Genomic DNA, 24053 nt, shown 5'->3' on the forward strand with positions numbered 1-24053 from the left:
TGTGTCATTTGCGCAAGAGTTGCCTCGACTTTCGAACGAAACCTTGCGGCACTTCTGCCCCAGAGGCTGTTACCACCGGGAACACCCACCGATCACTCGCCGTCCGCATACACCGTGTCGGGACGTGCCGGGTGGTGGCGCCGGGCGTCGAACGGTTCGAGCCAGACCTGCACCGTCGCGAACAGGCCGCGCTGCGGGAGCCGGAAGTCGCCGAAGCGGTCCTGGTGAGTCAGTGGACCTTCCGGTCCGAGAGCCACTCCACCGACGACGGCACGCTCGGTGTGCGCGACCCACAGTTGCCGCGGGTTGGCCCGGAACCACTGCCCGTTCGGCAGGTGCCCACCGAGCCGCATCCGGCCGGCGCCGAGCACCGGCCCGGCGGCGCGACCCATCGCGGCCAGCACCGTCGGGCTGTGCCAGAGGGCGTCGGGCATCAGACTGCCCGCTGCGTTCATGACGGTGGTCGCCGGCGAGGTGGTCATCCGGAGATCCCACTCCAGTTCGGTACCGACGGTCACGTGCAGGTCGGCGGGGTCGGTCCACTCGGCGCGCACGTCGGTCTGCTCGGTGCGGCTCAGCGCGCGACCGAGATAGCGCGGGCAGCTCAGTTCGGCCGGGACGTCGCTGTACACCGTCCATGCGCCGTCCGGGTCGCGGTGCCACACGGACGTGAAGCCGGCGCCGATGCTGTTGGTCGGGAATCTGCGCAGCGCGAGATAGTGGCCGCTCGCGAACGGCGCGCCGATCACGGCGTAGCCGGCGAAACGCTCTCCGGAAACCCGGGGCAGTTCGCAGGACTGCTGGGCGGCTGCCTGCGGGGTGATGGTCATGTCGTCCTCCTCGATTGCGGGTACTTCGATCCTGTGCCCGCCGCCTCCGCACGTCATGAGGCCGCTGCCTCATCTTTCGGACCGGGCATCGCGCGAGGACACTGAGTCCATGACGTCCACGGGTGACGGTCCGCGACGGGCGGAGCTGGTCGCCGCGCTGTCCCTTGCGATCGATCTGGGTCTCGGTCAGCCGATGGAGCACATGTTGCGCTCGGCGGTGATCGCCACGCGCATCGCCGACCGGATGGAGCTGAGCGCCGACCAGAGGGACGTCGTCTTCTACGCGAACCTGGTGGCCTGGATCGGATGTCACGCGGACTCCCACGAACTGGCACGGATGTTCGGCGACGATATCGCGTTCCGCGCCGACACCTATGCATTGGACATGACGGGACTCCCCTTCTTCCGCATGCTGATGGGTCACAGCGGGCGGGGACTGCCGTTCGCGGAGCGCTTCTTCCACGCCACGGCCTTCCTGTTCACCGCGCGCCGGCAGGTGTCCGAACTCATCCGATCCCACTGTGGGTCCGCGAGTGTTCTCTCCGATCGCGTCGGGCTGGATCCTCGGGTGAGCGCGATGCTGACCTTCACCTTCGAGCGCTGGGACGGTGCGGGGCTACCTTCGGGTGCGCGCGGTGACGAGATTCCCGTCGAGATGCAGATCGTCCACCTGGCCGACGTGACCGAAGTGCATTTACGTCTCGGTGGGCCTACGCAGGCGGTCGCCGTCGCTCGTGCGCGAAGCGGAACCCAGTTCGGCCCGCGCGTGGTGCAGGTGTTCGTCGACGACGTCGACGCGATCACGGCGGGTGTGCTCGAACAGGACGCATGGTCGGCGGCGCTGGCCCAGGCGTCCGATCGAGATTACACATTGAGCAAGCCCGAACTGGACGAGATGCTGCGCGCGATGGCAGATTTCGTCGACCTCAAATGCCCTTATCTGCTGGGACATTCGCGACGTGTTGCGGATCTGGCGGCGGCAGCGGGCCGGCATCGTGGGCTTCCGGTCGCGGAGGTCGAACTCCTCTACCGTGCGGGGCTCGTACACGGACCGGGGCGAATGGGTGTGCCCAACCAGATCTGGGAGAAGGTCGATCCGCTCACCACCGCGGAATGGGAACGGGTCCGCTTGTACCCGTATCTGACCGGACGGATCCTCAGCCGCGTCGGAGGCTTGGAGCCCGTCGTCGCCGTCGCTGTGACGCACCGCGAGCGACTCGACGGCTCCGGATATCCCGGCGGACTCCGGGCCGTCGACCTGAGCGTGACGGCGCGGATCCTCGCCGCCGCGGAGACCTATCAGCGGCTACGAGAAGCTAGACCGCACCGTAGAGCACTGACGGCCGAGGCCGCGGCGGCCAGGATGTGCCGCGACGCGCAGGCCGGACGACTCGACACGGACGCGGTCGAGGCCGTGCTGCTCGCGGCCGGGCACCCGACGAAGCGACGCGCGCCCTGGCCTGCGGGATTGACGGGTCGCGAGGTGGAGATCCTCAGACTCGTCGCTCTGGGTTATTCGAACCGGCAGATCGCCGACGAGCTGGGTATCGCGCACAAGACGACGCGCAATCACGTCGAGCACGTGTACACGAAGCTCGACGTCCACAACCGCACACAGGCCGGACTCGCCGCGATCGACCTCGGTCTGAGCTGATCCGTGTGGACTCAGCCTCGCTATCCGGGGTCGAACCCACACAAAGCAGTGTCCGCCTCAGGCGATGCACCAGATGTATGCCGACGTACTACAGGACTGGGTACTTCCTCGCCTCCGCACGCGACGGCGCGACGATCCGGACGATCTGGTGTTCTCGACCGATATATACGCCGTCGAGAACACCGGATCGGAACGGCGTCCTCGTCCCCTTACCGCGGGTCGTCGGAGTGGCTGACGATATTGACGACCGTGCCGTCCGGTGCACGGACGAAGAACCGCCGCGCTCCCCACGGCTCCGTCGTCAGCGGATACACGATCTCGAACCCGCGACGCTGCGCTTCCTCGTAGGCCGCCTCCACCTCGTCGCCGACGTGGACGGAGATCGCCGAGTCCACGGGAGCACTCTCGTCACCACTGACCAACTGGACGACGGCACGACCGTCGGGAGTGGTGAACCGCGCGACCCATCCGAGGTTCATCTCTTCGACGCTCAGCCCCAGATAGTCCGCGTAGAAGCTCCGCGCCTCCCCGATGTCCGGGACGTTGATGTTCGTGGTGATGCCGGTCGGACGCATGCGGTCACTCCTTCGACGATCTTCGGTGGGTTCGACCCCGCTCAGCGGGGTTCATTCCACACAAATCGGGTGATGGGTCATCTCGAATTCGAGTACACCACTACCCGCGCTTCGGAGTCCCGAGAATGAGTACGCAACCCGGACAGTGGCGGCTGTTGGACGAAGCCGAGGCCGCCGCACTCTCTCTGGCCGACGAATCGCACACCCCGCCCCGAGAGGGATGAACTCACCGTCGCTCTGCGAAAGTTCATCCGCACCAAGGGCGCCGACTACCTCGATGATCCGAACGTCTCGTCTGTCGGCGTCGGATACAAGCATGTGGACGGCAAACCCACCGGCGAGCTCGCCGTGCAGTTCACGGTGAACGAGAAGGTATCGAAGCCCAAGGCTCTCGAAGCACCGGGCACCTCCCCGCTTCTCGAGAGCATCACCGTGAACGGTGTGAAGGTCCCGACCGATGTGATCGAGCGGTCGTCCGAACCCGCATTCCATCGCGCCCCGGAAGCAGCGACGCCGCCCCGGAAAACGCGACGACAACCGGATAGGACGACTCGTGCGGTCGCACCTGGGGCCGGCCGGGGACATTGCCGTGGCGACGGTCAAGGATCGGCAGTTCGATCCGGAGATCTGCGGGCTCGGCACGAAGTCCATCGGTGCGTTCGAGATCGGACCCGACCCGAAACACCCCGCAGCCGACGGTGAGATCAGCAGCGGCGGCCACTCTGGAGCGGCATGGATGTTCCGGTCCGGAACCGACGCGGCGGCGACCACAGTCTTTGCCGGCCTGCATTTCGCCGGCGAAGCGAACGGTAGCTCCGACGAGCACGCGCTGGCGTGCCTGCCGCAATCCGTCTTCGAGAAGCTGGGTGTGACCCTCACCCCGCCGGCCCGGAAGAGGCGGTCGCGAACGCCGGCTTCGGCCCGAACTTCCTGTCGACGCCCGTCCCGCTTCCCGAAGTGAAGCCCGACATCGCGAAGGCGAACGACGGCTCCGAGGTGCTGCACTACACGCACTTCTCGCTGGCGATGCGCAAGTCGCGTCGGTTCGCCGCATGGGTGGCGTGGAACATCGACGGCGGATCCATGAAGAAGGTCAGCCGCAAGAACATCGACTTCGTCAACGATCCACGTCTGGCAGCGGACGCCCAGGTCGGCAACGAGCTGTATGGAGCGAACGGACTCGATCGCGGGCACCTCGCACGACGCGCCGACCTGCTGTGGGGCAGCACGAGCGAAGCAACCAAGGCGAACAGGGACTCGTTCATCTACACCAACATCACCCCGCAGATGGACGACTTCAACCAGAGCGCCCGCGACGGCGTCTGGGGCAAGCTCGAGGACGCGGTCTTCGCCGACGTGGACGTCGACGACCTCAAGGTGTCGGCGTTCGGCGGCCCGGTGTTCGCGGACGATGACCGCGAGTTCAGGAGGGTGAAGATCCCCCACGAGTTCTGGAAGGTGCTCGTGTTCATGGAGAACGGCGAGCTCGAGGCCCGAGGCTTCCTGCTGAGCCAGAACCTCGACCAGCTCGAGGTGCTCGACCTCGACGAGTTCCGGGTCTTCCAGGTTCCGCTGGCCGAGATCGAACAACGCGCCCGGCTGCGGATTCCGCAGGCGTTGCGAGATGCGGATCTGCAGGTCGCAGCGGAGACGATCGCCGAGCCACTGGATTCGGTGGCCGCCATCCACTGGTGACGTCTCGCATAGGCGCGGGAGCGGTTGCGTCCCTTTAACTCTCGCGCGCTGAACCGAGGCTCGCTTCGCGTGTAGCGCGAGCGAGCCTCGTTTCAGCGCATCAAGTTGCGCCTGTTACAGTCGCCGCGCTGGTCTCGAGGGGCCGAGATCAAGTCGAAGGGGGCACGTGAAGTCTTGTCTGCTGCGCAGGGTGCTGCCGATAGTCGGCGGGATAACAGCACTGTTGCTACTTCCTCGGGTGTCCTCGTTTCTCGGTCCCGAAGTCCCGTCCGTACCTACCTTGGTGCCGACCACCGTCGCCGCATCGGGCCCTTCCACACCGCAGACCACGCGACCTCCCCTTCCGGAGGGTTTTCCCTCCATGTTGTTTCCCCCACCGAAGATCGACGTCGAGCCAGGGCAACCGCAACCGATCGACACCAGATACGGCCTCATCTATGAGATTCCGGCGGACTGGAAGAACGACCACGGCGCTAGCTCCGGATGGTCCGGTGAGGAAGGCCATGCCGTCTACGGCAGCGTCGGTTCGTTCGGCTACGGGTCCTGTCCCGAAAAAGACGGAGGCTGGCTGGCGATGTCCGGCGTGGCGGGCTCGCGAGATATCGACCTCGAAACCGTAGCTACCGAGAGGATCCGAGACGTCGAGTGGATCTTCGACGACAACGCCGGCACGCGGCCGACAGTCGAGTACGCCGCCCCCGTATGGTTCGAGATCGCTGACCGCCCCGCCGTTCGAATTTCCGCCCGTATCAATGGTATTCCGCAGGTCAGTGGTTGCGAACCCAACGCCGCCCGGTTCGACATCGTTGCCACCCCGGGCTATGCGACGGCGCAGACCATGGTGTTGATGGTGCAGGTCAACGAAGGCGCGTACGACGTCGACGTCGCCGACGACATCATCGCAACGCTCCGACCGTCTTGATCGACTTTTGGACTCATTGACACCGCAGCACTGTGCAGATCCCAGTCGATGGAGCTCTCGTCGAGTGCACTCGACGAGACGAACCGCGGCACCTGTTACAGTCTCCGCGCTGATCTCGAGGGGGTCGAGATCCAGTCGGGAGGGGGCACGTGAAGTCGTTTCTGTTGCGCACCGTACTGCCTATTGCAGGAGGGATAGCAGCAATCCTGCTGCTACCGCGGGTGTCCTCGATTGTCGGCCCTGACGTCCCCTCGGTTCCGACCTTGGTGCCGACTACCTCCGCGCCATCGGCACCGGTGGGTCCACGAACCTCTCCCCCGCCATTGCCGGAGGGGTTCCCCTCGATGCTGCGCCCACCGCCTCAGATGACCGCCGCTCCAGGTGCGCCGCAACCGATCAGCACGAGATACGGTCTTACATACGATATTCCGGCGGACTGGACCAACGACTACCGTTCTATCGCCGGATGGTCCAACGAGAACGACAAGGCCAGTTATGGAGCTGTCGGGTTCTTCGGTTACGGTTATTGCCCGGAGGAAGACGGGGGCTGGCTTGCGATCTCCGGCGCGGCAGGTTCGCGGGACCTGGACCTCGAATCGGTAGCGCAACAAGAGGTCCGCGCCGTCGAGTGGATTTTCGACGACAATGCCGGAACATTGCCGACGGTCGAGTACACCGGCCCCGTATGGTTCGAAGTCGCAGGGCGGCCCGCGGTCCGCGTCTCAGCCCTCGTTACCGATATCCCGCGAATCAGTTCGTGCGAACCAGGCTCGGCCCGCTTCGACGTCGTGGCGACGCCAGGTTACGCCACCGCAGAAACCATGGTGTTGATGGTCGAAGTCCACCAGGATATCGATGGCGCGTACGAGGGCGGGGTTGCAGACGACATCATTTCGACGCTTCGACCCACCAAACGAAGCGCATCAAGAAGACAGAAAGTGTCATGGGCGAAACATTCAAGGCAGCTCCCGAAGAAGTAGCCGGAACCGCTGTGTTATTCGATGACATTGCCGACGACGCCTCGGCCTCCACCGACTACATACGTGCGGAATGCAGTGTTCAGCAAGGATTGGGCGCAGGTGTACTTGCACTATTGAGCGCCCCTCTGGCAGCGACCGCGGACTTCATGTCTTCCCGGTACGGCGGCTTGGCGGCGGTTACTCGGTCGACCGGTGTGGAGCTCAACCGAGTTGCGTGGATGTACGCAGACCAAGAGGCCCAAACATATGACGCTCTCAACGCGAACATACTGTTCGAAGAGCCGATCGACGCCCACTACGACTCGTACACCCCAGCGCCCGGCCCCGCAGCTCCGTTCCTCGACCCGGTGACTTACCGGAAGGCAGAGGAAGTAGACCTTCCGCTGTCCGAAGTAGGAGCCGAGGATATTCGGCAAGTCATCGCGGACGCAGCAGGTTGGCTCGGAGATGTAGACGACGCGATTCACGCTGCAACGGGATGGAGTCCGCTCCTGCAGTTCGTGGAGCCATTGACGGGAAACTGGAACGAACTGAAGCGTATCGGCGACGCATATCGCATCGCAGCCGAAGGTATGGAGACATGTGGTTCCAACCTCCGTGCAGGTTATGAACAACTCGATCCGCATTGGGACGGTGCCGCTGCTCAAAGTTTCACCGAGCACGCTGAACGCCAAGCGGCAGCTATGGAGTGGGAAGGCCCGGTAGGCCGAGTAGCGAAGGAGATGTGTTTCTTCACCTCCGACAAGGTCAGGGATGCTGCAATCAGTGGGGTTCGGCGACTCGCCACGATGCTGGAAGCGGAAGTCTCACTCGAGAACACCACCCAGGCATTGAAGTTCGCCGTCAAGAAGATCCCCTGAATCGGCACGTACATCCAGGTGAACGCCATTGTCGAGATCATCAGACAAGCGGCTTCGCAGATCGATGATCTCGTGGATAGCGTGCGGGAGATCGTCGAGGCGCTCGAAGGATTCCTTGCGGCGATGGCATCTCCGTCCGGCTATCTCAACGAGAAGTTCGAAGAAAAGCTTGCACCGATAACCGACGCCTACACCGACACCGACACCAAGACGAAAGCCGAACTCGCCATGGATATCGCCAGCGTGGCCGATACAGGCGATACATGCAACGCCCCCAAATCCGGCTATGTCGTCGGCGACGACCCCTGGGCGGATGCCGTATGAGGGACGTCCCGCCCCACCTGGAAGCAGCCGTCCGCAGGATCCAGGACGCCGGACACGCCATCGACACCCGCCGCATCCGCGCCGACCAGGCGAGCAACGGTGACTGGGATACGCGCATCGACGTCGACGAAGCACTGATGAGCCGGCTCGCCGAAACCGACGCCGCATCCGACGCGCTCCGAGCCTTCGCGGCCCGCGTCGACGCAGGCACAGCCGAATGGCGCGACATCGAACGGATCCTTCGCACTCTCCCTCCAGAGGTGATCGAACTGAAAGCATCGAAGCACTACCGCTGGCGTTGGGATCATCAGCCACCTGCCGCAACTCCGGTCGAGGACGAGCCAGAGCCGTACAGAATTCCCTGGCAGCGATGATCGACCATCACGTGCATTCGTTGTAGAGCTGTCCCTGCGGACGTGGATTGCGAGCTGGTGCAGCTCCTCCTGATTTGGGTGGTTCCACCCCCGGATAGCGGGGCTGGAACACCCAAGTCGTTGTCGCGTCGGCATCGACGGCCAGGATCTCGCGCAGCGTCAGATCGTGGTGGCCGCGAACTCAGTGCGTAGGCGATCGAGTTGCTCTGGTGTCACGGCCGTCGCGAATCGCTTTTTCTTGCCGCCACTCGACGGATGGTCGAGATAGACGAACGCTCGCGGACGGCCGTCGTGAACGAACTCCGCGTATCGGTGCTCTCCGTCGAGACCCAGGTGGAACAATTGTGAAACCTCCCGAGCTGCATGCACGCCGATGACAGCAAAGACGCGAGCTTCTGACGCAGCCGACACCACCTGCGGGAGGTACTTTGTCGCACATGTGTGACGCGCCTCGGCAACACCGATCTCATTCCTGCTCTTACCCTGATTCCACCGAAAGACCGACTGCGTAGCAGCGTGTCGAACTGAAGAAAGTGCCCCCTGAACTGGGAAGATTGGAGTTCTCACACAACAAATCCACCAGTTCACGAAAGGCACTTCCGGTGAAAGTGTCCCACAAGTTCATCGACGGCTCCGCCATGTTCGACGAGGACAACCTCGTCTCGTGCGCCGGACTGGTCCCGATCATGACCTTGGCCGAACACACCCACCTGCCGGACCTGCTCGCCGAGAAGGTCTCGATCACCACCACGAAGGTCGCGTCCGGGGCGGCGAACCCGGCACCGAAACTGCTCACCCTGATCGCCGGGATGTGCGCCGGCGCCGACAACATCGACCTGCTACGCTCCGGCGGCATGACACACCTCTTCGGAGGTGTCTACGCCCCCTCGACCGTGGGAACACTGCTACGCGAGTTCAGCTTCGGTCATGCCCGCCAGCTCGAATCCGTGCTCCGCGAACACCTGATCGCACTCACGGCCCGGGTCGAGATCCTGCCCGGTTTGGCCGAGCAGGCGTTCATCGACATCGACTCGCTGCTGCGCCCGGTCTACGACCGCGCCAAACAAGGCGCGAGCTACGGACACACGAAAATCGCCGGCAAACAGATCCTGCGCAAAGGCCTGTCCCCACTGGCCACCACCATCAGCACAGCCGACTCCACGCCGATCATCACCGGGATGCGACTGCGCGCCGGGAAAGCCGGCTCCGGTAACGGTGCAGGTCGGATGGTCACCCAGGCCATCGTCACCGCCCGGGCAGCGGGCGCGGCCGGTGCCATCACGGTCTGCGGTGATTCCGCCTACGGCACCCGTTCGGTCATCTCGGCGTGCCTGCGCGCGAAAGTGTGCTTCTCGCTGGTCCTGGACAAGAACACCGCGGTCCGGCGCGCGATCGACTCCATCGCCGACGAGGCGTGGATCCCGGTGAAGTACCCCGGAGCGGTCCGCGACCCGGACACCGGAGCGTGGATCTGAAGATGCCGAGGTCGCCGAAACCACCTACACCGCTTTTGCTTCCACCACGACTCCGGTTACCGCCCGGTTGATCGTGCGCCGCGTCAAAGACGCCCGCTATCCCGACGCGTTGTTCCCGGTGTGGCGGCATCATCCGTTCTTCACCAACACCACTACCTCGGCCACCGACGCCGATGTCACCCATCGCCGGCACGCGATCATCGAAACCGTCTTCGCCGACCTCATCGACGGACCCCTGGCGCACATGCTGTCGGGGCGCTTCGGGGCGAACTCCGCGTGGGTGCTCTGCGCGGCGATCGCCCACAACCTGCTGCGCGCCGCCGGCCTTCTTGCAGGTGGTGGGCATGTTCGCGCCCGTGGGGCGACGCTACGGCGCAAGATCGTCGATATCCCGGCCCGATTGTGTCGACCGCAACGAAAACCGATCTTGCGGCTACCCACGCACTGGCCCTGGTCGGACGCATGGCTTCGATTGTGGACCAATACCATCGGCCACAGCCCGCCAGCTATCGCCTGAACACCGACCGACCCGCCGAGACGGCACGACCGGAACCGCACCGTGGAAAGCTGGGCAAACCAGCGGTCACCGCATGTCCGCAACTGCCCATACATCCACTCGCCCGGCCGGAACGGGCTTCGGCATCACGTCAGTGGATTCAGGCTAAGAATCTCGACGCAGTCATTTGCGGCAACGACGGTTGGGTGTACACGACGTAGTGGAAGGGGTCGTAGCCCAGAAGGCCCGGGATCCTGTCTCCAGGCCGCGTGCGCCCCCACAACTCTCGCGCGCTGACCCGAGGCTTGCCCCGCGTGTAGCGTGAGCAAACCCGAGTTCGGCGCGCGAGGAAGCCCATTGCACTCCCCTATCGTCCACATATCAAATTCGGGTTCGAGTTCGATCATTGCCGGTCGCTCGTCGTCCCTGTCTCCATTCGGATCCGCCCCCATACAGTGGCCAAACGCCACGATGCTGCTCGCCCATGCTTGAGCCGAGCAGTAGATCGCTCTCACGTTGCAGGACATCTTCGATGAACGATTCGGATTGACAGAAGAACCGCATCGACCGAGCGCTCTCACCGCACGACCTCCGGTTTCGAATTCGTAGCGCGAAAGCCTCACGGCTCGAGCGGCGGATATTGTGCCGGGATGAGCTACGCGGCACTTGACCCCCTCGACGTCGCCGGCCGCGTCGTGCAACTCCTCGAAGCCGGCCGCCGCAATTCCACGTACAAACTCGCGACCGTCATGGCACTCGTCGACATCTGCGTCGAGAACACCGCTGCTCCAGACGGGAGTCTCACCGTTCCGATCGACGAGATCGCGCACCGGATCATCGGCTATTACTGGAATCAGGTTCGGTCGTTCCACCGCCACGGACGACTCGTTCAAGTCCGGCGCGGACGTTCGATCCCGGATCGCATCGCAGAGGTCAGAGGCATCCTGATATCCGATGGGCTTCGCACCGCGGAGGCAGCTCGGGAGTCCGCCCATCCGGTCTATCGACGACTCGTTCGCTCCCTACGGCTGACGATCGCGCAACAACCGCTCACGCATCTTCAGACCGTCCCCCACAGCGCTACCCGCGACGAGTTCTTGTACGACGCGGCGGGCTTTCACAAGAAGATGACCGTGAGTGACGTCGACCGGATCGCCGTCATCGTGCTGCGCCCAGGTGTGCCCGAGGGGCTTCGCCGCACATCCGTGCTGCTCAGAACCTTCGTCCGCTCCGTATGGGCGCACGATGTCATCGATCTCAACCGCGCCGAACTCGATGCCGAGGACGTCGACGGCTTTCTCTTCGGCACCGACCGCACCGCGCTGCGTGCTCTCGTCGACCCGCTCCGTGACCTGCAGTCGGGTCGCTGCTTCTACTGCGACGGTCGTCTGCACTCCGAAGTCCACATCGATCACGTGGTGCCGTGGTCGATGATCCCCATCGACGGTGTTGCCAACCTGGTGGCAACCGACGCGCGATGCAACCTCGACAAGTCGGCCAGCATCCCGGTGCAGGACCATGTGACGCGAGCCCTGGAACGACAATTCTTGGCCGACGTTTCCAGCCTCACCCGGATCCCGGTTCTGCACAAGCGGACGGCGTCGGCCGCTCACGGCGTCTATGCGGCCTTGCCTGCCGGCTCGTTGCTGTGGAGATCGTCCGGTACGTACCAGCCACACTCGCCCTGAACGAGTTGCGGCACCCCTCACCGATATAGTTCTGTCTGCGGCCCGACGGACTTCCGCTGCGATGAGCAGCCACGGACATGCCCCCACCCGCACGAGTGGATTCGTGCTGCCTTGGGGACCTGACTGTGACGCTGCTTCGTACTACCGCCCGCCGGATCGTCGACCTCGATCGTCCCGAATCGCTCGCGGAGCAGTTGTTGGAACAGATGCTGTTTCGCACGGGACGACGCGCCGGAGAATCCGAGCAGAAGTCCTGGGCACGGAGCCTGCCCGTTCTCGCTCGCGACCTGGTCGACGCCGGGTTGGACGACGTCGAGATGCTGCTCGAATATCACCTTCCTCTGACGTCCCAGCGTGCCGACGTCGTCCTGGCAGGGACGCATCCGCAGACCGGTGCGGCCTCGTATGTGGTCGTCGAGTTGAAGCAATGGTCGGCAGCGCGGCGGTACGAGGACAACCCCGAACTTGTCGAGGTAGCCGGGATGCCGGGAGGACCGAAGCTGCACCCGGCCGCGCAGGTGAAGGGGTACTGCGACTATCTCGTGGACTTCGCCCGCACGGTTTCCGATCAACCCGACGCCCTTGCCGGTATCGCCTACCTCCACAACGCCACCGATCAGAGTGCCGTCGCCGATTTGCGTTCCTATCCGATGAGCGTCACGGGACGGATGTTCACCGCTGCCGAGCGCGGAGACATGATCGCGTTCCTTCGGAGCCGTCTCGCCGCTGCGCCCGGCTATTCCGCCGGCGACGCTCTGATGAAGTCGGCGATCGCCCCCTCCCGGCAACTCCTCGAGGTTGCCGCCGCAGAAGTACGCGACCGCCCCCAGTTCCATTTGCTCGGAAACCAACAGCTCGCCGTCGACCTCGTACTCCACGAGGTCGAACAGTCACGCGCCGCCGATCGCAAGCGCGTCATCATCGTCACCGGCGGTCCCGGCAGCGGTAAGAGCGTGGTGGCGTTGTCACTGCTCGGCGAGCTCGCGCGGCGCGGACGAACCGTCCTACACGCGACCGGGTCTCGATCGTTCACGCAAACCCTCCGGAAAGTTGCGGGACACCGTGCGCCGCGCGTGCAAAAGATGTTCAAGTACTTCAACCAGTTCATGACAGCAGATCGCAATGGGTTGGATGTCCTCATCCTCGACGAGGCCCACCGCATTCGCGAAACTTCTGTAGACCGCTACACCCGAGCCGAGCTCCGCACAGACCGACCGCAGGTCGACGAACTCATCGCGGCCGCGCGCGTCCCTGTCTTCCTTCTCGACGAGCACCAGGTGGTACGCCCCGGAGAGATGGGGTCTTTCGCCCAGATCGAACGTTATGCAGCCTCACTCGGGCTCGAGACGCAGCACATCCATCTGGGAGAACAGTTCCGCTGCGGGGGTAGCGAGGAGTATCTGCTATGGGTGAAGCGGCTGCTCGATCTGGAGGACGGAGGGCCGTTCGAGTGGAAGGGCGACCCGCAGTTCACCGTTCGTGTTGCGGACAGCCCCGAGGAGATGGAACATTTCCTCTCCCAGCAGCGGGAGCGCGGATACTCGGCGCGGATGACGGCAGGCTACTGCTGGCCGTGGAGTAATGCGGACAAGGCCGGAAATCTGGTTCCCGACGTTCGGATCGGCAGCTGGGCGCGTCCGTGGAACAGCAAGAGCGACCGCCGGGTCGGCGACGCTCCCCCAGCTGCGTTGTGGGCTACCGAGGACGGGGGCTTCGGCCAGGTCGGTTGCGTCTACACCGCCCAGGGTTTCGAATACGACTGGAACGGAGTCATCCTCGGACCTGATCTGGTCTGGCGTAACGAACGATTCACCACGGTCCGAGAGGCCAACCGCGATCCGGACTTCAAGAACCGCACGCGAATTTCCGACGTGCGCTTCGACCGGTTGGTCCGCAACGTCTACAAGGTGCTGCTCACCCGCGGAATGATCGGCACCGTCATCTACTCGACCGACGCCGAAACACGCGACGCGCTCCGTGCACTGATCGCCGACTGACACCTCACGACGAGTATCGAACACCGAGCACGGCCCGACGGGCTTCCACAGCAGGACATGCCCCCACCCGATGCGAACCTGAGAAGGCGCATGGGCAATGACCAGCTGGATCGTCAAGATCAACGAGAAGACGCCACAACACTGGGATTACGCGAGGGACGACGGCTTCTGGGATGTGCGTAGCCCGTCGTACTTCAAGAAGATTGTGCCCGGTGACGACATCTACTTCTGGATAACGGGTCAAGGCAACGGGTTCGTCGCGTATGCACGAGCAACTTCCGGCCTCTACGAAATCACGCCCAGCGCGCCGCCCGCACACTGGAGCGACGTTCGGACCGGCGGTTACACCCACCGATTCGAGTTCGACACAATCAGTGAGGACGTAGTTTCATCGCCCACCTGGGCTCAACTACAGAAGTTGCTCGGGAGGAACCTCGCGGCGCAGGCCGGAGCCAACCAAGTGTCCGACCCGTCCGCCGAGAGTCGCTTGCGCTCTCTGTTCGGCCCGGAAGCCGATCTTGCTTTCGCCCACTTCCCCGTCGTCGATATAGAGCTGCCCGCCAGCCTTCCCACTTATGAGAAGGGCGACGATGTCCGTAAACGCGCTCAACGAGCCATTGCTGTGCGATACGGTCAGCCCAAGTTCCGTCGCGCATTGCTGGCAGCGTATGAACGTCGTTGCGCAGTTACGGGATGCGACGTCGAGGCGGTCCTGGAAGCAGCCCATATCGACCGCTACTTCGGAGAGCACAGCAACCATGTGACCAATGGTCTGCTCCTCCGCGCCGACCTCCACACTTTGTTCGACCTGCAACTGTGGACGGTGCGCAGCGACCTCACCATCGAAGTGGCTCCCCAACTCGCGAGCAGCGAGTACGCCGCATTAGCCGGCAAGCGACTTCGAGTACCGAAAAGCTCCGCTCATCGTCCGGACGCTGCGGCGCTCGCCCGGCACAGAGAAGCGTGCAGCTGGATCTGATCGGCCCCCTAACTCCGACAGGAAGACTCGATGACGACCGCCGCAGAGATGTCGCGACCCGCGTGGTCATGTAAACCGTTGCGGTAAAGCGGCTTAGAAGATTTCCCTTGCGCGCACATCCAGAGGAGTGCCAAGATCTCAAGATCGTCACCGATCCGCGTGGCGTCACAAGTGAAGAAGGCCCGCCAGGAGCGGCAACTCCCGACGGGCCAGATGTCCGACTGGAATGGAGTCGAACGTGGGCCAGAATACCCTGGCTGGCGGCGTGCGTCGTGGACCGCGCCTGGCCAGCAACTTCACTATCCTCAGCAACGCCGTCATCAACGACGAGCGCCTGTCCTTCCGAGCACGCGGTGTGCTCATCTGGCTGCTGTCCAAGCCGGACGACTGGCGTACGCGGTCCGACTCGATCGCCGGCCAGTCGCCGAAGGAAGGTCGCGACGCCATCCGCTCCGCCCTTCGTGAGCTCGCCGAACTCGGCTACCTGATCCGCGAGAAGATCCAGAACGAGCGCGGCCAGTGGATCACCATTCAGACGATCTACGAAGAGCCGCACGTCCAGCCGGGGCCTGAAAATCCGACCCGCGGCAGCGCGGACATCGGAGAGCCAGGCGGTCTTTTAAGTACTGATTCACCAAGGACGGAAACCAACCGCACGTCCCAGGTCTCGAACGCATCGCACAGTCCCGAGGTCGCCCGGTTGGCGGCGGCATGTAAAGAATCCGGACTGACAGCAACATTCGCGTACCTCAGGCCGGATGCCGTAGCCGCGATCGAAGCGTTGATCGCGACGCACGGCGTTCCGACGCTGGTAGCGACCGCGAAGGCGGCGCATCGCCCCAGCGATCCGATGCGATACGCGCACGCGTGGCTACCGATGTGGCAGGGACTGTCCGTTCCACGGATCCGACCGGCGAAGTGCGGAGCGTGCGACGAGTACGGGTGGCTACCGGACGACGCGCACGGCAGGGCGGTGAGGTGTCCCTGCCGAACTGCTCAGGCAGCGTGAAGAGCCGAAACTGCGGCTACTCGCACAGGTTCATTTCGTCGAGATTCTCTGCCTCACTGATGCAATCACTGTAATCCTGCAGGTCGGTTCCGATCTGGTCGAGATCGTTTCCGAGCTGGTCGACGGCGGTGAAGAACATGACGATGCCAACGATGCCGAAGATCACGGCAAGGGCACTGAGAATGGTGCCCGAGATCGCGGTCTTCTTGTTCGTCGCCTTGTTCTTACGACAACGGCTGATACCCGCTAGACCCAGAGCGAGCCCGATGATGCCGAGAATGAAGCCGATGAACCCGGTGATCGGCATCAAACAGAACAGGAGACCCACGATCCCCAGAATCAGCGAGGCCAGGCCCATCCCGTTCTTCTCCGGATTTACGGGAGCTGGCGCTCCGAATCCTGGCCCCGACATCGGACGAGTCTGCTCTGTCCATTGATTTCCGTCCCACCAGCGCTCGACGCCCGGGCTATTGCCGTCCGCGTACCATCCCGCTTGCGTGCTCATCACTTGTCCATTCTCGACTGGGATTTGTTGGACTAATCGGCATGCAAGCGAGCACTGTTACCGGTTCCGCCCAGCGGCGGGTCGCAGTAAGAGTGCACCGCCGGTGCCTGCTGTAGTGGAGCTCATCAAGGGACCGACCGAGTTGGCGCACCGCACCGCGTTGCCACTGCCCCAGAGTTCACGGTATAGGCCGGGCCGGCAAGAGATCGATTCTGTGGAGACCAGCGTGCTCACCGACGACGTCGAGGGCCCCATATACTGCTACTCGGCGGACGGTCGTAGAAGGTCACCCGCATCGCCTGGAAGCGACGGCACGTGTTCGTCGAGCCAACCCATATCCAAGACCACGCCAAGTGGGATCCCCTGCCCGACGGTGCATCGTTCGAGATCGCGCGCGACATTCGCGATATCCTGCTGGGTGCAATACCCTCCGGAGTGACGTTGACGCGGCGAGCCGTAGCGGCGTTTGACGGTCAGCGGGTGCACCGCTCCGACCAAGTCACCGACGGCGCGTTGGTCATCATGCGCGACGATCGGAACGACCGGCGCTGGTGGACGTGGGCCGGCTCGAAGGCCAGCCGCACCTCGCGGCGTGGACCCTGGGCTTGGTTCCGCCGCGACAACGGATCGGGCCTGGATGGCTGCGCTTGCACGTCGACCTGACGGTCGCTGATATCCGTGACGGACTGCCCGCGCTACGCACACGAGTTCGAAGCTGCTCTCTGCGATGGATGCCGGCGCACTGCGGGTTTGAATTTCTCGGCAGCGTTGCCAGAGCACCGGGACTGCTGCACGGATCGATGACATCTGAACTGCGGTGTCGTCAGGCACTGCTGGAAGGATCGACCCCGTGCCCGAGCCCTACACGAAAGAGTTCCGCGACGACGTCGTGCGCGTGGCCCGCCACCGCGAACCAGGCCAGCACTTGCGGCAGTTCGCCACGGACTTCGGCATCAGCGCATCCTGCTCGACCAACTGGATGCGAAAGGCTGACGTCGAAGACCGCATCACACCCGGCACCACCGCCGGTAAGAGCGCTGAACTGCGCGAAGGGAAGTACCCCCGCCGAGCACCGCACCGACGAGGGCAAGCTCCGCCTGTGTGATCAAGGACGTCTGCTCGAACCAGATCGTCGGCTACTCGATTGGTGACCGGATGAAGTCTCGACTCGCTGTGGCCGCCCTCGAATCCGCAGTGGCTCGGCGAGGTTCGGTCGCCGGGTACGTGGTGCATCCCGATGGCGGATCGCAATTTCGCAGCCGGCATTCGTTCGCGTTCTGGGGCTGTCACGGCTTGGTCAGGACGATGTGCCCGGGTCGGGGCGGCCGGCGACAACGCCGCGATGGAATCGTTCTTTGCGCTGCTCCAGCGCAACGTCCTCGACCGGCAGCGTTGGGTCACTTGCGAGCAGTTGCGCGTCGCGATCGTCACTGGGGCACCACCCGCTTGCGGTAAGAGGATCGCGCGGACTTATCACCGTTGGAAACGTCAGCTCCCACTGGGCAGATTGACGCCTGTCGAGTTCGAGACATCATGACTACACCAACCGCACAGGCTGCGTGATCGAAACTGTCACCGAGTCGTGCACCAGGTCCAATCGTCCTGGTCTACGCGGGACTGCTGCTGTCAGCTCTCAGCCTGCGCTGAGAAAGCGGACGTAACTAATTTCCAGGAGTTCTCGGTCAGGCTGCTCACTACGAGACGGCGGAACCACCATCAGCTTCTGTCCATGCCGCTCCTTCAAGCCATGCTCGAGCATCGGGCCGTCGATCTCGTCCAAAAGGGCCCTCCGGATCTCCACGACCAAGTCCGGCGTAATGCCAAGGATGTTCACGTCGTACGCAGCGTGGTGGATCTTGCACAGAGCGAGCCCGTTAGTCACCGACGCAATACCTGCCTCGTGTGAGTCAGGCACAATATGCGCAGCATCCAACAGCTCACTATGACCGAGAGCGCAGACCGCACATCGCGTTTCGTACGCACGCATCACAGTTGCACGAAAAACCGGCTGATGGAGCCGACGCTTTGTCTCTGCTACGACATATCGCCGAAGCTGCTCTTCCGCTCGGGAATCGGGACGATGAAGATCGCGAGCGACTTCGGTGGCGATGACGAACTGGTGTTCGTCAGGTTCTTCCCCGATGATGAACACCGGATAGATGGGCTGGAACAAGCTCGGACCGACGCCGTAGAACCAGATCAGTGGCACGCCCTCGTTCATGGCCGCGCGTAAACCACGATTGTCCATGTTGTTCGGGTCGGTCGTCGACCACTTGTAGCGCAAGAGTCCGTCCGAGCCGACCTGATCCTCGTACGGACGCTTCGCACCGGGCGCGCGATACGTCGTACTGATGGACAGAGCTGACGAAAGCTCCTTCGGCTTCCGGATCCCGCGCGTCGGGTCCATGAGCCGGAACATCTCCCCATCGATCGTGAAGTCGAGGAGGTCCTGTCGACTGATCGGATCGAGACCGTCATTCGTGCGGATGGTCAACCATGCCATTGCCTCGCGGCGGAGACGAGCATCGAAATCGTCGCCGCTCCACGAACCGTCACTCACAAATCCTCCTGATTACCCCATCAGAGACCACGCGCCGGCGATATTTCGGCGCATCAGTCGAATGATCCCTATTGAACCATTAGCAACTAGAACGCCTTCCTCGTGGACTCACCCAGCGATTGCATGGAAGTGTCGTCTACTTTCCATGGGTCCCAGCCGGCGGACGGACCCTCATCACTGAGCCGGAATGCCTTCACTACGGCGCTGGCAGCGGCGTCAGGACCCGGATACGTCGCGCCCAGCAGCGCACAAACCTGAGCTCAAAGGCGACGAGAGGCCGGCTTCGCTCGGCCCGCGGTGGGTCACCGACCGGGTTAGGGTCGCTCCCGTGAGCACGCAAGTCGATACAGACGAGACAACTCCGCGCGAAGGCAATACGGGTCGGCGCCACCTCTCCGTCTTCGGCCTCGACTTTCTCGGTCTCGTCGTCGCCCTGTTCTTTTTCGCGTGGAGTCTGAGCCCCTCCCTCATTCCCCGCGAGTGGTATTTCCAGGGACTCATCAGCGGTGTGACGGGCATCGTCGGGTACGGCATCGGTGTGCTCGTCGCGTTTCCTGCACGACGATGGATCGCGCCGCGCCTCACGTGGTGGCGACGGCGCCACACGGTCCGCCGCATCGCCGAAGTGGTGGTGGCCCTCATCGCGGTAGGGACACTTCTGGGGAGCCTGCTCGCCGCGGCGGAATGGCAGAACGAAGTCCGTGCGCTCATGGGCATCGAGACCACAACGGGCTTCGCGTATCTCCGCACCGGTCTGGTGAGCGTCGCGATCTTCGCTGCCCTCCTCTACATCGCGCGCGGATTGCGGTGGGTCGGACGACGCTTCGCGGAGTTCCTCGCGACCCGCCTGCGTGTTCCGGTCGCCGCGGCCGGCGTCCTCGCACCGGTCATCCTCGTGCTCGTGGTGGTCGTGTTCGTCGACCAGGTTCTGCTCGCGAGCAGCTCAATGGCAGCACGCATCGTCTTCGCCGACGACAACAACAGCACCGACCCCGGCGTGGAGCAGCCTCAGATTCCCGAGCGGTCGGGAAGCTCAGCGTCGCCGTCGACGTGGGAGAGTCTCGGACGTCAGGGGCGCACGTTCGTCGCCGGTGGGATGGACGCCGAGCAGTTGACCGAACTGAACGACGCTCCCGCACTCGAACCCATACGGGTGTACGCGGGACTCGAAGCCGACGGCACCACCGATGAGCAGGTGCAGCTGATCCTCGACGAACTCGACCGCACGAAGGCGTGGGAGCGCGAGATCCTCGTCGTCGCTGGCACCACCGGGACCGGGTGGGTGAACCCGTTCGCCGCCGACTCGATCGAAGCGATCTACAACGGCAACTCGGCGATCGCCGCGATCCAGTACTCCTTCCTGCCGAGCTGGATCTCCTTCCTCGTCGACGGCTCCGCCGCCAAGGCCGCCGGCAACACACTGATCAACGGTGTCCACGAACGCTGGTCGCAACTGCCGGAGGACCAGCGACCCAAGCTCGTCGTCTACGGCGAGAGCCTCGGCTCGCAATCCGCCGAAGCCGCCTTCGACGACCTCACTGACATGCGCAGCCAGATCGACGGCGCGCTGTTCGTCGGACCTCCGAACTCGAACCAGCTGTGGCGCAGCATCGTCGACCATCGTGATCCCGGCAGCCCCGAGGTCCTGCCCGTCTACGAAGACGGCGTCGCGGTGCGGTTCGCCTCCGACCTGCAGACGCTCGAGGACCAGCAAGGACCGTGGAACGACCCGCGGGTCCTGTATCTGCAGCATGCGTCCGATCCGGTGGTGTGGTGGGGACCGGGACTGCTCTTCGAGCGACCCGACTGGCTCGCCGAACCTCCGGGCACGGATCGCTCACCGTCGATGCGGTGGTACCCGATCGTCACCTTCGCTCAGGTCGCGGCCGACATCATGGTCGGCACGTCGCCACCCGCCGGTCACGGGCACAATTACGAGGACCTCATCCCCTACGGCTGGGCCGCCGTGACGTCCCCAGAGGGGTGGACGCTCACCGACACGCAGCGGATCGCCGAGGCCGTCGAACAGTTGAACACCGCAGACGAGTAGTCGAGCACGGCACGCTGCCCGAGGCTCTGCTAGCTTCTCCCCTACGGCTTCGCATTCCGTCTCTTCGCCATGCCTTCCTGCGCCCTGGTACCGACGAAAGCGACCGCCGATGACCACGACCCTCGATACACAGCCCGCACCTCCTGAGCCATCCCCATCGTTCTCGGCTCGGCTGAAGGACGGGATCCTGCGATGGCTGGGCCGGTTCCATCCGGTCGGCCTCGCCGTCGCGCTGCTGTTCTACTGCTGGTCGCTGTCGCCGTCCCTGCTTCCACGCCCCTGGTACCTGCAGGGTGTCGCGACCGGCATCAGCGTCATCACGGGCTACGGCATCGGCGTGCTCGTCGCGTGGATCGTCCGCAAGTGCGGCTTCGAGACGAACTGGTCGGCGACCGTGAAGAAGATCGGCTGGTACCTGCTCGCAGCGGTCGCCGTCGTGGTGGTGCCGACCTTCCTCGTCCTCGGTTCGTGGTGGCAGGACATCAGCCGCGAACTCGTCGGGATGGAACCCGGCAGCAGCTGGGACTATCCGGGTGTGCTGCTCGTCGCCGTGGTGGTGACGCTGCTCCTGCTCGTCATCGGCCGCGGTCTGCGGCACGTGGCGCAATGGGTCACCGGACTCGTCGTCCGCGTATTGCCGGCTCCCCTGGCGCGCATCGTGAGTGTCGTGCTGGTCGGGCTGATCATGTTCTGGGCGGTGGAAGGTCTGCTGTCGATGGAGATCGCGCGGATCGCCAACGGATCGGCGAGGGCCGTCGACGAGGGCACCGCCGACGGGGTCGAGCAGCCACAGGCGCCGGAGCGATCCGGGTCGGACGCATCTCTCGAACCGTGGGATTCGCTGGGACGTGAAGGGCGCACGTTCGTCGCAGGCGGTCCGTCTCCGGAGGAGATCACCGCGGTGACCGGGGAACCCGCGATGATGCCGATCCGCGTCTACGCCGGTTACCGCTCCCTCGACAGTCTCGACGGCTACACGGACTACGACGAGATGGAGGTGCTCGCCTCGCATGTCGTTGCCGAACTCGACCGCACAGGCGCCTTCGAGCGCGAGTACCTCGCCGTGGCTACGACGACAGGTCGTGGCTGGGTGAACCAGGACGTCGCCGCCGCCCTGGAATACCTCTCGGACGGCAACTCGGCCATCGCAGCCATGCAGTATTCGTTTCTCGCCAGTCCCCTGGCTTTCCTCGCCGACCGGGTCTCGCCCCGCAATGCAGGTCGCGCGTTGTTCGAGGCGGTGTACGCGAGATGGAGTGTCCTCGATCCGGAAACCCGGCCGAAGCTGCTCGTCTTCGGCGAATCACTGGGCTCGTACGGAGGTCAATCGGCCTTCGCCGGCGTGCAGGACATGATCACCCGAACCGACGGCGCGCTTTGGGTGGGCACACCGAATTTCACAGAGCAGTGGCGACGTATCACCGATTCGCGCGATCCGGGAAGTCGCGAAATTCTCCCGGTCATCTACGGCGGGCAGAACGTGCGATTCGCTGCGACACCCGACGACCTCACCGAACTCGACGGCCTGCGCGACTGGGAATCTCCCCGCATCGTGTACTGGCAGCATCCCAGCGATCCGATCGTGTGGTGGTCCTCCCAACTGGTCCGGCACCGCCCGGACTGGCTGCGCGAGGAGCGCGGCGCCGACATCGACAAGGGGATGTCGTGGATTCCGTTCGTGACGTTCTGGCAGGTCACCCTGGACATGGTGTTCGCCGCCGAAGTGCCCGGTGGCCACGGCCACGCCTACACGACCGAGGCCGGGTTCTTCTGGGCGGACATTCTCGGCATCGAGGACGAGGTGCGCGTGAAGGCGGTCTTCGACGCACTGTCGTCGGATGAGTGACGAGGAGAATTCACCCTCCCGCTTAGTCCGGCGAATCGAGTTTTCTCCAGGTTTCTCGCACCACCCCGTGATACAACCTCGATATCGCTTGTGAATCGACACAGGAATGCGAACCGGAGTACGTCGATTCACGGGGATCGATAATTCGTCGACGCGGATCTACCGCGGGAAGGTGTCGCATATGTGCACACGAGTTGTGTGGAACGGCCCGTCCGGTCAAGTGCTCGTGGGACGCAACATGGATTACCACCGCGAAACCGCCACCAATCTGTGGGCGCTCCCCGGGGTATCACTCGCGACGACGGTGTCGGTGGACAACTCTCGTGGACGTCGAAGTACGGCAGTGTGGTCGCGGGTGCCTACGATATGATGACCGTCGACGGACTCAACGAGGCCGGCCTCGGTGGGCACATCCTGTGGCTCACCGAATCGGACTACGGCACCCACGACAAGAGCCGACCCGCGCTCAGCGTTGCGGTGTGGATGCAGTACTTCCTCGACAACTTCGCGACCGTCGCCGAGGCCGTCGACTGGATCGAGAAGACCGGCGTGCAGGTCGTTCCGCTGGGCGACCCGGCGACCGGTGAGGTACCCGCCGTGCATCTCGCACTCGACGACGCGACCGGCGACTCCGCGATCATCGAATACCTCGACGGCACACCGACGGTCTGGCACAGCCGCGACTACGCCGTCATGACGAACTCCCCCGCCTACGGCGAACAGCTGGAACTGCTGAAGAAGGTGAAGGGATTCGGCGGTGAGGCACCACTCCCCGGCACCGGTAATGCGTCCGACAGGTTCGCTCGCGCAGCGCATTACGTCGGCAGCCTTCCGGAACCGCAGAGCCAAGTGCAGGCGATCGCGGGCGTTCTCAGCGTGATCCGCAATGCCGCGCAGCCGTTCCGCGTACCCGAACCCGGAAAACCGTATGCTTCGCAGACGATCTGGCAGACGGTGGCCGACCTCGCCGAGAAGCGTTACGTGTTCGAATCGACGACGCGCCCCAACATCGTGTGGGTCGACCTGAGCGATCTCGACCTCTCGGAGGGCGTACCGGCGGGCAAGCTCGATCTCCTGGGCGACACGGCACTCGAAGGTGGCCTCGCGGGCAATGTCAGCGGCCGATTCGAGAAGTCGGATCCGCTGACGTTCATCGCGATGCCGTCATAGATCTGCACACGAAAGATCCCCGGATGCCTTCCCTTCGGGGATCTTTCTCCATCCGATGGCCACC

19 protein-coding genes and 3 pseudogenes are annotated in these 24053 nt (G+C 64.0%); 18 read left to right on the plus strand and 4 right to left on the minus strand.

The genetic code is table 11. The features are described from left to right. Positions 1-92: 92 nt before the first annotated feature. Positions 93-830: a hypothetical protein gene (locus tag AC6CID_RS14615; protein ID WP_498354125.1), complete on the minus strand. Its 738-nt coding sequence runs from the start codon at positions 828-830 to the stop codon at positions 93-95. 109 nt (positions 831-939) lie between these two features. On the opposite strand from AC6CID_RS14615, the gene AC6CID_RS14620 reads away from it, so the two are divergent. Continuing rightward, positions 940-2484 carry an HD domain-containing phosphohydrolase gene (locus AC6CID_RS14620; RefSeq protein WP_498354126.1) on the plus strand — a complete coding sequence of 515 codons (1545 nt, stop codon included), beginning with the start codon at positions 940-942 and terminating at the stop codon, positions 2482-2484. Between the two features lie 209 nt (positions 2485-2693). Here the strand turns inward: AC6CID_RS14620 and AC6CID_RS14625 are convergent, their stop codons facing one another. After that, complete coding sequence (locus AC6CID_RS14625; RefSeq protein ID WP_498354127.1) at positions 2694-3059, minus strand: VOC family protein; 366 nt, start codon at positions 3057-3059, stop codon at positions 2694-2696. A gap of 553 nt (positions 3060-3612) precedes the next feature. Between AC6CID_RS14625 and AC6CID_RS14630 the strand changes: the two genes are divergently transcribed. The 12 genes and pseudogenes from AC6CID_RS14630 to AC6CID_RS14685 all read left to right on the plus strand — a co-directional run bounded on the left by AC6CID_RS14630 (position 3613) and on the right by AC6CID_RS14685 (position 15858). Further along, entirely contained in the window at positions 3613-4020 is a 408-nt protein-coding gene (locus AC6CID_RS14630; RefSeq protein ID WP_498354128.1) for a hypothetical protein, read from the plus strand. After that, entirely contained in the window at positions 4017-4754 is a 738-nt protein-coding gene (locus AC6CID_RS14635) for a DNA/RNA non-specific endonuclease (RefSeq protein ID WP_498354129.1), read from the plus strand. Before AC6CID_RS14630 ends, AC6CID_RS14635 begins: the two co-directional genes overlap by 4 nt. A gap of 361 nt (positions 4755-5115) precedes the next feature. Beyond that, on the plus strand, positions 5116-5676 hold the full coding sequence (locus AC6CID_RS14640) for a DUF8017 domain-containing protein (RefSeq protein WP_498354130.1): 561 nt from the start codon (positions 5116-5118) through the stop codon (positions 5674-5676). 365 nt (positions 5677-6041) lie between these two features. Further along, positions 6042-6656, plus strand: coding sequence for a DUF8017 domain-containing protein (locus AC6CID_RS14645; protein ID WP_232238051.1), 615 nt, complete (start codon positions 6042-6044; stop codon positions 6654-6656). Next, positions 6620-7516 (plus strand): hypothetical protein, encoded by an 897-nt coding sequence (locus AC6CID_RS14650; protein WP_498354131.1) that lies wholly within the window; start codon positions 6620-6622, stop codon positions 7514-7516. Before AC6CID_RS14645 ends, AC6CID_RS14650 begins: the two co-directional genes overlap by 37 nt. An 18-nt stretch (positions 7517-7534) precedes the next feature. After that, positions 7535-7840 carry a hypothetical protein gene (locus tag AC6CID_RS14655; RefSeq protein ID WP_498354132.1) on the plus strand — a complete coding sequence of 102 codons (306 nt, stop codon included), beginning with the start codon at positions 7535-7537 and terminating at the stop codon, positions 7838-7840. After that, on the plus strand, positions 7837-8214 hold the full coding sequence (locus AC6CID_RS14660; protein WP_498354133.1) for a hypothetical protein: 378 nt from the start codon (positions 7837-7839) through the stop codon (positions 8212-8214). Before AC6CID_RS14655 ends, AC6CID_RS14660 begins: the two co-directional genes overlap by 4 nt. Positions 8215-8816: 602 nt before the next feature. Then, positions 8817-10206: pseudogene (locus AC6CID_RS14665) on the plus strand (IS1380 family transposase). 629 nt (positions 10207-10835) lie between these two features. After that, positions 10836-11873, plus strand: coding sequence for a DUF8808 domain-containing protein (locus tag AC6CID_RS14670; protein WP_200359798.1), 1038 nt, complete (start codon positions 10836-10838; stop codon positions 11871-11873). A 125-nt stretch (positions 11874-11998) separates the two neighbouring features. Then, positions 11999-13870 (plus strand): DNA/RNA helicase domain-containing protein, encoded by a 1872-nt coding sequence (locus AC6CID_RS14675; protein ID WP_498354134.1) that lies wholly within the window; start codon positions 11999-12001, stop codon positions 13868-13870. Positions 13871-13967: 97 nt separating this feature from the next. After that, the gene (locus AC6CID_RS14680) at positions 13968-14849 is read left to right on the plus strand and encodes an HNH endonuclease (protein ID WP_200359794.1); all 882 of its coding nucleotides are present in this window, start codon (positions 13968-13970) and stop codon (positions 14847-14849) included. A 238-nt stretch (positions 14850-15087) separates the two neighbouring features. After that, on the plus strand, positions 15088-15858 hold the full coding sequence (locus AC6CID_RS14685; protein ID WP_257235729.1) for a helix-turn-helix domain-containing protein: 771 nt from the start codon (positions 15088-15090) through the stop codon (positions 15856-15858). 16 nt (positions 15859-15874) lie between these two features. Here AC6CID_RS14685 and AC6CID_RS14690 read toward each other — a convergent pair whose 3' ends face one another. Beyond that, complete coding sequence (locus AC6CID_RS14690; RefSeq protein WP_033098702.1) at positions 15875-16363, minus strand: DUF2510 domain-containing protein; 489 nt, start codon at positions 16361-16363, stop codon at positions 15875-15877. A 315-nt stretch (positions 16364-16678) separates the two neighbouring features. On the opposite strand from AC6CID_RS14690, the gene AC6CID_RS14695 reads away from it, so the two are divergent. Then, positions 16679-17026, plus strand: a complete 348-nt coding sequence (locus AC6CID_RS14695) for a hypothetical protein (protein WP_039584756.1) — start codon at positions 16679-16681, stop codon at positions 17024-17026. 404 nt (positions 17027-17430) lie between these two features. Then, positions 17431-17900: pseudogene (locus AC6CID_RS14700) on the plus strand (transposase); the annotation flags it as partial. Between the two features lie 96 nt (positions 17901-17996). On the opposite strand, the gene AC6CID_RS14705 reads toward AC6CID_RS14700, so the two are convergent. After that, positions 17997-18923 (minus strand): HNH endonuclease, encoded by a 927-nt coding sequence (locus tag AC6CID_RS14705; RefSeq protein ID WP_039584755.1) that lies wholly within the window; start codon positions 18921-18923, stop codon positions 17997-17999. Between the two features lie 328 nt (positions 18924-19251). Between AC6CID_RS14705 and AC6CID_RS14710 the strand changes: the two genes are divergently transcribed. The 3 genes and pseudogenes from AC6CID_RS14710 (at position 19252) to AC6CID_RS14720 (ending at position 23989) form a co-directional block, all read left to right on the plus strand. Further along, on the plus strand, positions 19252-20973 hold the full coding sequence (locus AC6CID_RS14710; RefSeq protein ID WP_498354135.1) for an alpha/beta hydrolase: 1722 nt from the start codon (positions 19252-19254) through the stop codon (positions 20971-20973). A 109-nt stretch (positions 20974-21082) separates the two neighbouring features. Further along, on the plus strand, positions 21083-22819 hold the full coding sequence (locus AC6CID_RS14715; protein WP_498354136.1) for an alpha/beta hydrolase: 1737 nt from the start codon (positions 21083-21085) through the stop codon (positions 22817-22819). Positions 22820-23000: 181 nt separating this feature from the next. Further along, positions 23001-23989 (plus strand): annotated as a pseudogene (locus AC6CID_RS14720) (linear amide C-N hydrolase). The last annotated feature ends 64 nt before the right edge of the window (positions 23990-24053 follow it).

Source organism: Rhodococcus sp. GQ147, from assembly GCF_059759155.1.

Coding starts and splice junctions, on each gene's coding strand:
- AC6CID_RS14645 (WP_232238051.1), top strand. CDS start 6,042: ATGACCGCCGCTCCAGGTGCGCCGCAACCGATCAGCACGAGATACGGT.
- AC6CID_RS14670 (WP_200359798.1), top strand. CDS start 10,836: ATGAGCTACGCGGCACTTGACCCCCTCGACGTCGCCGGCCGCGTCGTG.
- AC6CID_RS14640 (WP_498354130.1), top strand. CDS start 5,116: ATGTTGTTTCCCCCACCGAAGATCGACGTCGAGCCAGGGCAACCGCAA.
- AC6CID_RS14690 (WP_033098702.1), bottom strand. CDS start 16,363: ATGAGCACGCAAGCGGGATGGTACGCGGACGGCAATAGCCCGGGCGTC.
- AC6CID_RS14615 (WP_498354125.1), bottom strand. CDS start 830: ATGACCATCACCCCGCAGGCAGCCGCCCAGCAGTCCTGCGAACTGCCC.
- AC6CID_RS14620 (WP_498354126.1), top strand. CDS start 940: ATGACGTCCACGGGTGACGGTCCGCGACGGGCGGAGCTGGTCGCCGCG.
- AC6CID_RS14625 (WP_498354127.1), bottom strand. CDS start 3,059: ATGCGTCCGACCGGCATCACCACGAACATCAACGTCCCGGACATCGGG.
- AC6CID_RS14680 (WP_200359794.1), top strand. CDS start 13,968: ATGACCAGCTGGATCGTCAAGATCAACGAGAAGACGCCACAACACTGG.
- AC6CID_RS14660 (WP_498354133.1), top strand. CDS start 7,837: ATGAGGGACGTCCCGCCCCACCTGGAAGCAGCCGTCCGCAGGATCCAG.
- AC6CID_RS14650 (WP_498354131.1), top strand. CDS start 6,620: ATGGGCGAAACATTCAAGGCAGCTCCCGAAGAAGTAGCCGGAACCGCT.
- AC6CID_RS14715 (WP_498354136.1), top strand. CDS start 21,083: ATGACCACGACCCTCGATACACAGCCCGCACCTCCTGAGCCATCCCCA.